Raw genomic sequence first — 12,454 nt, 5'->3', positions numbered from 1 at the left:
CTTACGGGTGATAACGCCTTGGTGCTGAACAACTCAGACCTCGGCTCCCCGGGGTTAACGACTCTTCAAATTCATTCGCGCCGAGTCGGATAACGCAAATGCAAAACCGGCCATCGCTGGCCAGCAAACCTTAGGTCTTAGCGAAACTTACGTTTTCTCGATCTGAGAAAACTCCAATTCGACCGGCGTGGAGCGACCGAAAATGGTCACCGACACGCGCACCTTGCTCTTCTCGTAGTTCACGTCTTCCACCGAACCATTGAAGTCGGTGAAAGGACCTTCCTTGACGCGCACATACTCACCCACCACAAATTCAATCTTGTGGCGCGGCTTCTCGGTGCCTTCCTGCATCTGGTTGACGATCTTCATCACCTCAGCTTCGGAAATTGGGGCTGGACGGTTTTTTGCACCACCCACAAAACCGGTCACCTTATTGGTGTGTTTCACCAGATGCCAGGTGTCATCGTCCATGACCATTTCCACCAGCACATAGCCGGGGAAGAACTTGCGTTCAGTCGTTTTTTTCTGACCGTTCTTGACCTCAACTACCTCTTCCATAGGAACGAGGATGCGGCCAAACTTGTTTTCCATGCCGGAGCGGGTAATCCGCTCCAGAATGTTGCGCTCTACTGCTTTTTCCATGCCGGAATAAGCATGCACCACATACCAACGCAAATCAGGATTTACGGGAGTGGTTGGTGGCAATTCTGCCGAGGGGCTTGCGACAACTTCAGTCATTATTTTTTCCACCCCAAAATCAAGTCGTAAAAGACCCACTCAAGCGTCTTGTCTGTGAACCACAGAAACAGCGCCATCACGATCACAAAACCAAAGACGTATGCTGTGATCTGAATCGCTTCTTTGCGTGCAGGCCAAACCACTTTTCTAACTTCGCGCCAGGCATCACGCCCAAAGGCCGCCAGTTGGCGACCCGACTCAGACGCAAAAAACAGGGCAACCGCAGCAGCCAGCCCGACCAGCAATGCAGCCCACTGCACCAGTTGGCCTTGCTTGCCCAGCAGATAAAACGCTGCGAGCGCAGCCACCACCAATGCAGCAGCAGCGGCCAACTTGGCCTTGTCTGCCCCTGTACTGACGGTTTGAACTTGTGTCGTGGCCATATTTCTGTATTTCGCGCGTTCTAAATCGATTCAAAATTTCAGCGACCTTAAGACGCTGAAGCCCGCTACACCGTAGCGGGCTTGTTTGCCACCTTTAAGCTAGCCAGGTGGCAGGGGCAGTAGGAATCGAACCTACAACCTTCGGTTTTGGAGACCGACGCTCTGCCAATTGAGCTATACCCCTTCGCGAAATCTTTACGCGATGATTTTGGCAACCACACCGGCGCCCACGGTACGACCACCTTCGCGGATAGCGAAGCGCAGGCCTTCTTCCATGGCGATGGGGTTGATCAGCTTCACAGTGATCGACACGTTGTCACCAGGCATGACCATTTCCTTGCCTTCTGGCAACTCGATCGCACCGGTCACGTCCGTTGTACGGAAGTAGAACTGAGGGCGGTAGTTGTTGAAGAAAGGCGTGTGGCGGCCGCCTTCGTCCTTGGACAAGACATAGATCTCGCCAGTGAAGTGGGTGTGGGGCTTGATGGAGCCGGGCTTGCACAGCACTTGGCCGCGCTGCACGTCTTCACGCTTGGTGCCGCGCAACAGGATACCGACGTTGTCGCCCGCTTGACCTTGATCCAGCAGCTTGCGGAACATTTCCACGCCAGTGCAGGTGGTCTTTTGGGTGTCAGCAATACCGACGATTTCGATTTCTTCGCCGACTTTGACCACACCACGTTCGATACGGCCAGTCACCACGGTGCCGCGGCCAGAGATGGAGAACACGTCTTCCACGGGCATCAGGAACGCGCCGTCAACAGCACGCTCTGGCAGGGGGATGTAGCTGTCCAGTGCGTCGGCCAGTTTCATGATGGCGCCTTCACCCAGGTCACCCTTGTCGCCTTCCATGGCGAGCTTGGCAGAGCCGTGGATGATGGGGGTCTTGTCGCCTGGGAAGTCGTACTTGTCGAGGAGTTCGCGAACTTCCATTTCGACCAGTTCCAGCAGTTCAGCGTCATCGACCATGTCGCACTTGTTCAGGAACACGATGATGTAAGGAACACCCACCTGGCGAGCCAACAGGATGTGCTCACGGGTCTGAGGCATGGGGCCGTCAGCTGCGGAGCAAACCAGGATGGCGCCGTCCATTTGGGCAGCGCCAGTGATCATGTTCTTCACATAGTCAGCGTGTCCGGGGCAGTCAACGTGGGCGTAGTGGCGGTTAGCCGTTTCGTATTCCACGTGGGCGGTGTTGATCGTGATACCGCGTGCTTTTTCTTCAGGCGCAGCGTCGATCTGGTCGTAGGCCTTGGCAGAACCGCCAAACTTGGCTGCCAGCACGGTCGTGATGGCCGCTGTCAGCGTAGTCTTGCCATGGTCAACGTGGCCAATCGTGCCCACATTGACGTGAGGCTTGGTACGTGTGAATTTTTCTTTTCCCATTGTCTGACTCCGAAAAGTAATGAGTGAAACCAACAAAAATCACAGCGCAACCGCCGCGACCCGCACGCCAACGGTCGTGCAAAAAACTGGTGCCCTTTGCGGGAATCGGACCCGCGACCTCTCCCTTACCAAGGGAGTGCTCTACCACTGAGCCAAAAGGGCAAAATCTTTACAACCAACTTTTTACAAAGCCAGCAACAAGTTAACGATGGAGCGGGGTAGGAGAATCGAACTCCTCGCTTTAGCTTGGAAGGCTAAGGTATTACCACTATACGAACCCCGCGAAGGTTCGCCCTTTACAGGCACAAACGCTACATCTCATTCAACTTATCACTGGTGGAGAGGGCTGGATTCGAACCAGCGTACTCGTAAGAGGGCAGATTTACAGTCTGCTGCCATTAACCACTCGGCCACCTCTCCTTTGGTGAACCCCGAATTATGCCATGAGTTTTTACCCCTGTCATGACAGGCAGAACAAATTCCAGCCAGAAATGCGCAACTTTTATGCATCAGGCGTGGCATCGCCCGCTGCCTTGTGCGCATCGCGCCAGGCGCGGGCTTGGGAAAAATGCCCGCAGCCGATAAAGGGCACGGGCGGGCGCAGCGCTGACAGCGGCGACGGGTGGTTGGCCGTAAGCACCAAATGGCGCGAAGCGTCAATCAGCGGCCGTTTGCTCTGCGCATGCGCGCCCCAGAGCATAAAAACCGCTGGCTGGGCATCCAGTGAAATCTGGCGAATCACAGCGTCGGTGAGCATTTCCCAGCCTTTACCGGAGTGGCTGGCGGGCTGGCCCTCCTCCACCGTGAGGCAGGTGTTAAGCAACAGCACGCCCTGCTGGGCCCAGCGAACCAAGCTTCCCCCGGGGCTGGGGAATGCGGGGAACGGCGTGCCCAGGTCACGCAGCAGTTCCTTGAAGATATTGCGCAGCGAGGGCGGCAACTGCACGCCAGACGCAACCGAAAACGCAAGACCTTCGGCCTGACCACGCCCGTGGTATGGGTCCTGGCCCAGGATCACGACGCGCACCGCTTCGGGCGGCGTGAGGCTCAAGGCCCGTAACGGTTGTGGCGGAAACACAGCAGCACCGGCCTGCAGACGCTGGTCCAGAAACGCCAGCAAACGCTGCCCGGTTTCGGATGCAAAGAAATCATCCACCAAAGGCTGCCAGCCGGCAGCCACAGCCCAGTTTTCCGGATTGGCCGCCAACAACTGGTCAGCCACCAGGGACTCGTCCTGAGAGGGAACGCCCAACATGGTTTTAGCCGAACAGCGCGGCCAGGGCCTCACCCGGTTCTGGCGCACGCATAAAAGCCTCACCCACGAGAAAGGCATTGATGCCCGCCGCCCCCATGCGCAGCACGTCTTCACGGGTGTGGATTCCACTTTCGGTCACCAGAATGCGGTCGATCGGCACCTGTGCTTTCAAGGCCAGCGTGGTGTCCAGCGACACATCGAAGGTCTTGAGGTTGCGGTTGTTGATACCGATCAATGGCGTTTTCAGCTTCAGGGCACGCTCCAGCTCGGGCTGGTCGTGCACTTCCACCAGCACCGCCATGTCCAGGCTGCGGGCGATGGCTTCAAAGTCTTTCATCTGCGCGTCATCCAAGCAGGCGGCGATCAACAGGATGGCGTCAGCGCCCATGGCGCGCGACTCATAGATTTGGTAGGCATCGACCATGAAGTCCTTGCGCAGCACGGGCAGTTGGCAGCTGGCTCGGGCTTGCTTGAGGTAGTCGATTTCACCCTGGAAAAACTGCACATCAGTGAGTACAGACAGGCAGGCGGCACCGTGCTCGGCATAACTTTGCGCGATGTCGGCAGGGATGAAGTCGGCGCGCAACACACCCTTGGACGGGCTGGCCTTCTTGACCTCTGCAATGACTGCGGGACGCCCGGCTGCAATCTTGGCGCGTAAGGCGCCGACAAAGTCACGTGTCAGAACGCGGCTTTCGGCGTCCGCCCGCACGATCTCCAACGATTTGCGCTTGCTGGCTGCGGCCACCTCTTGGTGTTTAACCGCAACGATTTTGTCCAGTATGTCGCTCATGGTGTCCTTAACTTGCCAGTTGGCGTGAGAGTTCAACCAGGGCCGTCATTTTTGCCTCGGCCGCTCCTGATTCGATAGCTGCTTGCGCAAGCTGGATGCCGGTTTGAATGCTATTTGCTACATTGGAAGCGTAAAGCGCAGCACCGGCATTCAGCGCCACAATATCCTTGGCCGGGCCCGCCTGGTTATTCAGCACGCCCATCAGCATGGCGCGCGAATCTTCGGCAGTGGTGACCTTGAGCGTGCGGTTGCTGGCCATGACCATGCCGAAGTCTTCGGGGTGAATTTCGTATTCGCGCACTTGTCCGTCCTTGAGCTCACCGACCAGCGTGGCAGCACCCAGACTCACCTCGTCCATGCCGTCGCGGCCATAGACCACGATGGCATGCTCGGCGCCCAGGCGCTGCAGTGCGCGCACCTGGATACCCACCAGATCGGCATGGAACACGCCCATCAGGATGTTGGGTGCACCAGCCGGATTGGTCAGCGGGCCCAAGATGTTGAAGATGGTCTTGATGCCCATTTCCTTGCGCACCGGCGCCACGTTTTTCATGGCCGGGTGGTGGTTGGGCGCGAACATGAAGCCCACTCCCAGCTCGGCAATGCATTGGGCGATTTGCGCAGGCGAAAGGTTGATGTTCAGGCCCAGGGCCTCCAGCACATCGGCGCTGCCGCTCTTGCTGCTGACACTACGCCCACCGTGTTTGCTGACCTTGGCACCCGCCGCTGCCGCCACAAACATGGAACAGGTCGAGATATTGAAGGTGTGCGAGCCGTCGCCGCCGGTGCCGACGATATCCACGAGGTTGGTCTTGTCGGCCACTTCCACCTTGGTGGAAAACTCCCGCATGACCTGGGCGGCTGCGGTGATCTCACCAATGGTTTCCTTCTTGACGCGCAGGCCGGTGATCAGCGCGGCCATCATGACCGGCGACATCTCGCCGGACATGATCAGGCGCATCAGGTGCAGCATTTCGTCGTGGAAAATTTCGCGGTGTTCGATGGTGCGCTGCAGCGCCTCTTGGGGGGTAATCGGCATAACGTTCTCCAGATTGTCTTAGGGGGCTTCGGTCAGCGCCAGCTTGACGCCAAAACCGACAAACAAGGCACCGGCAACACGGTCCAGCCAGTGCATGCCGCGCTGCACGGCATCCATACGCTTGGCGGCCCAGGCGGCCAGGAACGCATACCCCAGGTTGATGGGGATCGCATTGAGGTTGAACAACACGCCCAGCAGCACAAAAGCCAGCGTCTTGTTGTCTGCATCATGGGCAATGAATTGCGGCACAAAGGCCAGGAAAAACAGCGCCACCTTAGGGTTGAGCACATTCGTCCAGAAGCCGCGAAGAAATATGTCTTTCAGGGCCGCAGCCCCCGTGGAGTCTTCGGGGGCAGCTTCCAAATGCATAGCAGATGGGGCGCGTGACAGCAGCAGGCGCGTGCCGACATAGAGCAGGTAGCCGGCGCCCAGCCACTTCAGTGCAGTGAAGGCGGTCGCCGAGGTGGCCAGCAGCGCGCCCACACCCAGCGCGGCAGCGAAGATGTGCACAAAACAGCCCGCTGTGATGCCGAATGCGGCCACCACGCCGGCGCGCGCGCCCGAGCGCAGCGCGTTGCTCACGATGTACAGCACGTCCGGCCCTGGCGTCAGGTTCAGCAGCCAGCCGGCCAGGATAAACAGGCCCAGATGTTCCATACCCCACATGGTGCGTTCCTCAAGCCTTGAAGAACTGGCGGATGGCGGACACCGCCTGGTCGACACCGGCCGGGTCCACATCCAGATGGGTCACAAAACGCAGGCGGTACAGGCCGGTGGCACGCACACCTTTGGTGGAGAGATGGGCCATCAACGCAGCCGACTGATCACGCGCCGCGCCGCTCAGGTCGACAAACACAATATTGGTCTGCGGTGCTTCTACCGTCAAACCTTCGATGCCTGCCAGGCCATCGGCCAGGCGGCGCGCCAGCGCGTGGTCCTGTGCCAAGCGCTCCACATGGTGGTCCAGCGCGTAGCTGGCGGCGGCCGCCAGCATGCCGGACTGGCGCATGCCGCCCCCGGCCATTTTGCGGATGCGGTGCGCGCGGGCAATGAACTCGCGGCTGCCGCACAGGGCCGAGCCGACCGGCGCGCCCAGGCCCTTGCTGAAGCAGACCGAGACACTGTCAAAACACTGGGCAATGGCACGCGCCTCCGCCATCACCTGCACATAACCGGGTGTGGTGCTGCCCTTCATGGCCAGCGCGGCCTGGGCCACGGCGGCGTTGAACAGGCGCGCACCGTCCAGATGGCGGCTCAGGCCCCGGGCTTTGGCCAGCGCGGTGGCTTCCTGCACATAGTCGAACGGCAGCAACTTGCCGCCCAGGGTGTTTTCCAGTGCCAGCAGTTTGGTGCGCGCAAAGTGGGCGTCGTCGGGCTTGATGGCTTCTTCAATGTCGGTGAGTGCCAGCGTGCCGTCCGGCTGGTGCGCCAGCGGCTGCGGCTGCACGCTGCCAAACACGGCACCGCCGCCGCCTTCCCAGCGGTAGGCGTGGGCGTACTGGCCCACGATGTATTCGTCACCCCGTTGGCAGTGCGACAGCAGCGCGCACAGGTTGCTCTGCGTGCCCGTGGGTACAAACAGCGCCGCCTCAAAGCCCAGCAGGCCGGCGATCTTTTCCTGCAGCGCGTTGACGCTGGGGTCGTCGGCAAACACGTCATCGCCCAGCGGCGCTGCCAGCATCGCCGCCCGCATGGCCGCAGTGGGTTGTGTGACGGTGTCGCTACGCAGGTCAGTTATTTTGGTCATTTTGGCCTCTAGCCCTTATGTAATATGCGCAAGCAGCTACTAAAACAATAGCGCCTATGCAAGAAAATTCTTCAGCATGGCGTGCCCGTGCTCGGTGAGGATGCTTTCCGGGTGGAACTGCACGCCCTCCATGCGCACCGCATGCGGCAAGCCGCGGTGGCGCACGCCCATGATCTCGCCATCGTCGGTCCACGCCGTCACCTGCAAATCCTTCGGGCAGGTGGCGCGCTCAATCGCCAGCGAATGGTAGCGGTTGACGGTGAACTGCTCGGGCAACCCCGCGAACACACCTTCTTGCGTGGTGGTGATGCGCGAGGTCTTGCCGTGCATCAGCTCCTGCGCGCGGACGATGTTGCCGCCCAGCGCCGCACCAATGCTTTGGTGCCCCAGGCAGACGCCCAGGATGGGCAACTGGCCCATGAAATGCTGGATGGCCGCCACCGAAATGCCCGCCTCTTTGGGCGAGCACGGGCCGGGCGAGACCACCAGGCGGTCCGGTTGGCGCGCGGCAATTTCGGCGATGGTGATTTCGTCGTTGCGGAACACTTCCACGTCGGCACCCAGCTCACCAAAGTACTGGACGATGTTGTAGGTAAAGCTGTCGTAGTTGTCGATCATCAACAGCTTGGTTTTGGTCGCGCTCATTCCAGCCCCTCCTCTACCAGCTCGGCGGCGCGCAACAGCGCGCGGGCCTTGTGTTCGGTTTCCTTCCACTCCAGCTCCGGTACGCTGTCGGCCACCACACCGGCAGCCGCCTGCACGTAAAGCACCTGGTCCTTGATGATGCCGGTGCGGATGGCAATGGCTACGTCCATGTCGCCCGCGTAGCTCAGGTAGCCACAGGCACCGCCGTAGATGCCGCGCTTGATGGGCTCCAACTGGTCGATGATCTCCATCGCATGCACCTTGGGCGCACCGGTCAGCGTACCCGCCGGGAACGTGGCCTTGAGCACGTCCATGCTGCTCATGCCGGGGTTCAGCGTGCCTTCCACGTTGCTGACGATGTGCATCACGTGGCTGTAGCGCTCCACGCAAAAGGCGTCGGTCACCTTGACCGAACCGATTTGGGCGATGCGGCCGATGTCGTTGCGCGCCAGGTCGATCAGCATCACATGTTCAGCGCGCTCCTTGGGGTCGCCCACCAGTTCCGCCTCGGCGGCCTTGTCCAGCTCCGGCGTGGCACCGCGCGGGCGGGTTCCGGCCAGCGGGCGAATGGTCACTTTGGTGGCGGGCATGTCGTCCACCGTGATCTGCTCTTGGCGCACCAGAATTTCCGGACTGGCGCCCACCACATGGAAGTCTCCAAAGTGGTAGTAATACATGTAGGGGCTGGGGTTCAGCGAACGCAGCGCGCGGTACAGCGACAGCGGTGACTCGGTATAGCGTTTCTTGATGCGCTGACCCACCTGCACCTGCATGAAGTCGCCCCCGGCGATCATCTCCTTGGCGCGCTCCACGGCGGCCAAATAGTCGGCCTTGGCAAAGTCACGCTGGGCCGGGTGGCTGGTGGTCGGCTTGACCGGCGGCACGGTCACCGCTTGCGCCAGGCTGGCTTTGAGTTCAGCCAGGCGGGCATTGCCCTTCGCCAGCGCATCAGGCTGCGCCGGGTCCACGTACACGATCAAATACAGCTTGCCCGAGAGGTTGTCGATAACAGCCAGCTCTTCACACTGCAACAGCAGGATGTCGGGGCAGCCCAGCTCGTCGGGCGGGCAGCTGGCCTGCAGCTTCTTCTCGATATAACGCACTGCGTCATAACCAAAGTAACCGGCCAGGCCCCCGCAGAAGCGGGGCAGGTCCGGACGCAGCGCCACCTTGAAACGCTTTTGGTACTCGGCGATGAATTCCAGTGGGTTAACGCTGGAAGTTTCCACCACCACGCCATCGGTCACCACTTCGGTACGGGCATTCGCACCGAAGCCACTGGCGCGTACCAGCGTGCGGGCCGGCAAGCCCATGAAGCTGTAACGGCCAAAGCGTTCACCGCCCACCACCGACTCCAGCAGAAAACTGTTGGGCGCCGGTTCGGTCGAGCCCGGCGTGCGGGCCAGTTTGAGGTACAGGGAGAGTGGCGTTTCCAGGTCGGCAAAGGCCTGGGCCATCAGGGGGATGCGGTTGTAGCCCTGCGCGTGCAGGGTCTGGAATTCAGATTCGGTCATGGTGGACACTGAAGCCTCTCAAAAGTGGGAACCGTGGGTTCTGCAAACATGCAGACAACAGGGTGCGCGCAATAGATCGGAGAGGAAGTTCCGTGCCACTTGACCGCGCGGAGCGCAGAGGCCCGCCGCATCAATTCACCTGGGTTCAGGCGCGGGGCAGCAGGGTTCGCTCAGGCAAGACAGACGTGGTACGCCAGGGCCAGGCCCCCCGGTCGCTACAACCCGTAATGCTGATGCGGTGAATAAACATGAAGGCAGTGTAGCAAACCCCGCAAGCCAGCTTCCCCGTCACTGCATGGTCATCGAAAACCCTGATGCTATTTGGCGGGGAAGCGGAGACAATGGGTCCACCAAAACGAACGGTCGTTCACTTTTCGGACTAAACACCATGCATTTGTCAAAACTTCTCCTCGCCGGTTTCGTGGCTTTTTCCTTCAGCGCCGCAGCCCCGGCCGCTACGGTAGAGCTCCATGGCGTCAAGATCGAAGACAGCGTCACCGTGGGGGGCGCCAAGTTGCAACTCAATGGCGTAGGCACCCGCTACAAGGGCCCTTTCAAGGTCTATGTGGGCGACCTGTACACCACCAAAAAGGTTGCTTCGCTGGACGAACTGATTGCTGTCCCGGGCCCCAAACGCCTGTCCATGACCATGCTGCGCGAAATTGAAGCGGGCCCGTTCGGCAAGCTGCTGACCCGTGGCGTGGAAGACAACGTGCCAAAAACCGAAATGTCCAAGCTCGTGCCCGGCCTGATCCGCATGGGTGACATCTTCACCGCCAACAAGGTGCTCAACCCCGGTGAAGTCATCACCCTGGACTGGATCCCCGGCACGGGCATGGTGGTAACCGCCAAGGGCAAGGTACAGGGCGAGCCCTTCAAGGAACCCGAATTCTTCAAAGCCATGATGTCTATCTGGTTTGGCCCGGTACCTGCGGACTTCAAACTCAAAGACGCCCTGCTCGGCATCAAATAAATCGCCCCAAAGGGGTGCATTGCGTCCCCATCGAAAACCTGCACGCTTCGGCCTGCAGGTTTTTTTACGCCGGCGAGACCCGGAGCGTCCAAACACCTCCACTTCCCTAATGACAGTGCAGAGAAGGCACGCTACAGTGATTCGGCATTGTGTTGCGTGTTGGACTTCCGGTTTGTATTCCAAGAAGGAGCGGTCATGAAACTCAGCATCAAGCTTCCCGTCGCGTTTGCCTGTGCCCTGGCCCTGCTATTTGCCTGCGGCATGTTCGGCATTTTCAAACTCAATCAGGCCGTGGGGATTTATGAGGGCGAGGTGCTTCAAATCGTCGCTGCCAACGAGACGTCCTCCAAAGCGGCCAGCAGTTTCGCCACTGCCATCCAGGAATGGAAAAACGTGCTGCTGCGCGGCAAAGAGCCCAAAGACCTGGACCGGTACTGGGCTTCACACCTCAAGGAAATGGCGGCCCTGCAGGACAACCTTAAGCAACTGGATCCCCTGCTAAAGCCGGGTCCGGCCAAAGACCTGGAGAAAAAGCTGGGGCAGTCCGTCAATGCGGCGGGCGAAGCCTACAAAAAGGCCTTTGAGGAATTCAAGGCCGCGGGCATGGACGCACAAGTCGGTGACAAGGCAGCCCGCGGTAAAGACCGCGATGCCACCGAACAAATGGCAGAGCTCGGTGCCCTTCTGGCCAAGGACAAAGCAGACGTTGCTGCCGCTGCCAGCGCCACCGCCAAGACCAGCAGCAATATCGCCTACAGCATGATGGTGATGGTCACCCTCGTCAGTTTGATCGGCGCCATCTGGCTGAGCCGCCAGATCACCACCCCCCTGGCCCAGGCCGTGCTTCTGGCGGAAAAAGTGGCCGAAGGTGACCTGAGCAATGCGATCTCCGTCAAAGGCAAAGACGAGATTGGTGCGCTGCTGGGCGCACTCAAGGCCATGCAGTCCAGCCTGTCCAAACTGGTCATCAATGTGCGTCAGGGCTCAGAGTCTGTGGCCACTGCCAGTTCACAAATCGCCCAAGGCAACCACGACCTTTCCACCCGCACGGAGCAACAAGCCAGTGCGCTGGAAGAAACCGCCGCCTCCATGGAGGAGCTCAGCTCCACCGTCAAGCAAAACGCGGACAACGCGCGCCAGGCCAACCAGTTGGCCATGAGTGCTTCGACAGTCGCCGTGCAAGGCGGAGAGGTTGTGGGGCAAGTGGTAGAGACCATGAAGGGCATCAATGACTCGTCCAAGAAGATCAGCGACATCATCAGCGTCATTGACGGCATTGCGTTCCAGACCAACATCCTGGCGTTGAACGCCGCCGTCGAAGCCGCCCGTGCCGGTGAGCAAGGCCGCGGTTTTGCCGTGGTGGCCAGCGAAGTGCGCAGCCTGGCCGGTCGATCGGCCGAAGCTGCCAAAGAAATCAAACTGCTGATTGGCGACAGTGTGACCCGCGTGGAGCGCGGTACAACGCTGGTGGACCAGGCTGGCACCACCATGACCGAGGTGGTCAGCAGCATCAAGCGCGTGACCGACATCATGGGCGAGATCAGCGCGGCCAGCACCGAGCAGTCGCAAGGCGTGTCCCAGATTGGCGAAGCGGTACAGCAGATGGACCACGCCACCCAGCAGAATGCGGCGCTGGTGGAGGAGATGGCGGCAGCGGCTTCGAGCCTGAAGACCCAGGCCAACGAATTGGTGCAGCTCGTATCCGCTTTCAAGACCGAAGCAAGCACCGCGCATAACCACAGCACACCGACCCCACGCCCGGCGCCGCTTTCCAGCACTGTGCCTAAGAAGCCTTTGGCGGCAACCACCACTAAACCGGCACCCCGTCCAACCGCGCCCAAGGCGTCCCCACCGGTTGCGGTCGCCGTCAAGACCCAACCCAAGCCGGCCCTCGCGGGCGGGGACGATGACTGGGAAACGTTCTGACGCTATGGCTGTGTAGCCCTTGCACGGAGACAAGACATTTCAACAACGGGGCAAT

The 12,454-nt window shown here is 60.1% G+C and carries 12 protein-coding genes and 4 tRNA genes; 2 read left to right on the top strand and 14 right to left on the bottom strand.

Annotated features, from left to right (window positions below):
- Positions 1 to 147 precede the first annotated feature (147 nt).
- The 14 genes from nusG to RS694_RS02350 all read right to left on the bottom strand — a co-directional run bounded on the left by nusG (position 148) and on the right by RS694_RS02350 (position 9,500).
- The gene (nusG, locus tag RS694_RS02415; RefSeq protein WP_029708877.1) at positions 148 to 738 is read right to left on the bottom strand and encodes a transcription termination/antitermination protein NusG; all 591 of its coding nucleotides are present in this window, start codon (positions 736 to 738) and stop codon (positions 148 to 150) included.
- A complete protein-coding gene (gene secE / locus RS694_RS02410) occupies positions 738 to 1,121 on the bottom strand; it encodes a preprotein translocase subunit SecE (RefSeq protein ID WP_029708878.1) in 384 nt (127 codons plus the stop codon). The genes nusG and secE overlap by 1 nt, the downstream gene beginning before the upstream one ends.
- 108 nt (positions 1,122 to 1,229) lie before the next feature.
- Positions 1,230 to 1,305, bottom strand: a tRNA-Trp gene (locus RS694_RS02405).
- An 11-nt stretch (positions 1,306 to 1,316) separates the two neighbouring features.
- Positions 1,317 to 2,507: an elongation factor Tu gene (gene tuf / locus RS694_RS02400; protein ID WP_076069245.1), complete on the bottom strand. Its 1,191-nt coding sequence runs from the start codon at positions 2,505 to 2,507 to the stop codon at positions 1,317 to 1,319.
- An 87-nt stretch (positions 2,508 to 2,594) separates the two neighbouring features.
- Positions 2,595 to 2,669, bottom strand: a tRNA-Thr gene (locus RS694_RS02395).
- A 47-nt stretch (positions 2,670 to 2,716) separates the two neighbouring features.
- Positions 2,717 to 2,790, bottom strand: a tRNA-Gly gene (locus tag RS694_RS02390).
- 51 nt (positions 2,791 to 2,841) lie between these two features.
- Positions 2,842 to 2,927, bottom strand: a tRNA-Tyr gene (locus RS694_RS02385).
- A gap of 82 nt (positions 2,928 to 3,009) precedes the next feature.
- Entirely contained in the window at positions 3,010 to 3,762 is a 753-nt protein-coding gene (locus RS694_RS02380) for a uracil-DNA glycosylase (RefSeq protein ID WP_037248196.1), read from the bottom strand.
- A gap of 4 nt (positions 3,763 to 3,766) precedes the next feature.
- Complete coding sequence (gene trpC, locus RS694_RS02375) at positions 3,767 to 4,555, bottom strand: indole-3-glycerol phosphate synthase TrpC (protein WP_029709241.1); 789 nt, start codon at positions 4,553 to 4,555, stop codon at positions 3,767 to 3,769.
- Between the two features lie 7 nt (positions 4,556 to 4,562).
- Positions 4,563 to 5,594, bottom strand: coding sequence for an anthranilate phosphoribosyltransferase (gene trpD, locus RS694_RS02370; RefSeq protein WP_029709242.1), 1,032 nt, complete (start codon positions 5,592 to 5,594; stop codon positions 4,563 to 4,565).
- An 18-nt stretch (positions 5,595 to 5,612) separates the two neighbouring features.
- Positions 5,613 to 6,260 (bottom strand): LysE family translocator, encoded by a 648-nt coding sequence (locus RS694_RS02365; protein WP_029709243.1) that lies wholly within the window; start codon positions 6,258 to 6,260, stop codon positions 5,613 to 5,615.
- A 10-nt stretch (positions 6,261 to 6,270) separates the two neighbouring features.
- Positions 6,271 to 7,341, bottom strand: coding sequence for a low-specificity L-threonine aldolase (ltaE, locus tag RS694_RS02360; RefSeq protein WP_029709245.1), 1,071 nt, complete (start codon positions 7,339 to 7,341; stop codon positions 6,271 to 6,273).
- A gap of 54 nt (positions 7,342 to 7,395) precedes the next feature.
- Positions 7,396 to 7,986, bottom strand: coding sequence for an anthranilate synthase component II (locus RS694_RS02355; protein ID WP_029709246.1), 591 nt, complete (start codon positions 7,984 to 7,986; stop codon positions 7,396 to 7,398).
- Positions 7,983 to 9,500 carry an anthranilate synthase component I family protein gene (locus RS694_RS02350; RefSeq protein ID WP_029709247.1) on the bottom strand — a complete coding sequence of 506 codons (1,518 nt, stop codon included), beginning with the start codon at positions 9,498 to 9,500 and terminating at the stop codon, positions 7,983 to 7,985. Before RS694_RS02350 ends, RS694_RS02355 begins: the two co-directional genes overlap by 4 nt.
- Positions 9,501 to 9,888: 388 nt before the next feature.
- Here RS694_RS02350 and RS694_RS02345 point away from each other — a divergent pair, with 388 nt between their 5' ends.
- On the top strand, positions 9,889 to 10,473 hold the full coding sequence (locus tag RS694_RS02345) for a chalcone isomerase family protein (protein WP_029709248.1): 585 nt from the start codon (positions 9,889 to 9,891) through the stop codon (positions 10,471 to 10,473).
- A gap of 195 nt (positions 10,474 to 10,668) precedes the next feature.
- Positions 10,669 to 12,399, top strand: coding sequence for a methyl-accepting chemotaxis protein (locus RS694_RS02340; protein WP_051392076.1), 1,731 nt, complete (start codon positions 10,669 to 10,671; stop codon positions 12,397 to 12,399).
- Positions 12,400 to 12,454: the final 55 nt, after the last annotated feature.

Origin of the sequence: Rhodoferax saidenbachensis (assembly GCF_001955715.1) — a bacterium.
Lineage (GTDB): Bacteria > Pseudomonadota > Gammaproteobacteria > Burkholderiales > Burkholderiaceae_C > Allorhodoferax > Allorhodoferax saidenbachensis.
This window is presented reverse-complemented; position numbering and strand designations above follow the sequence as displayed.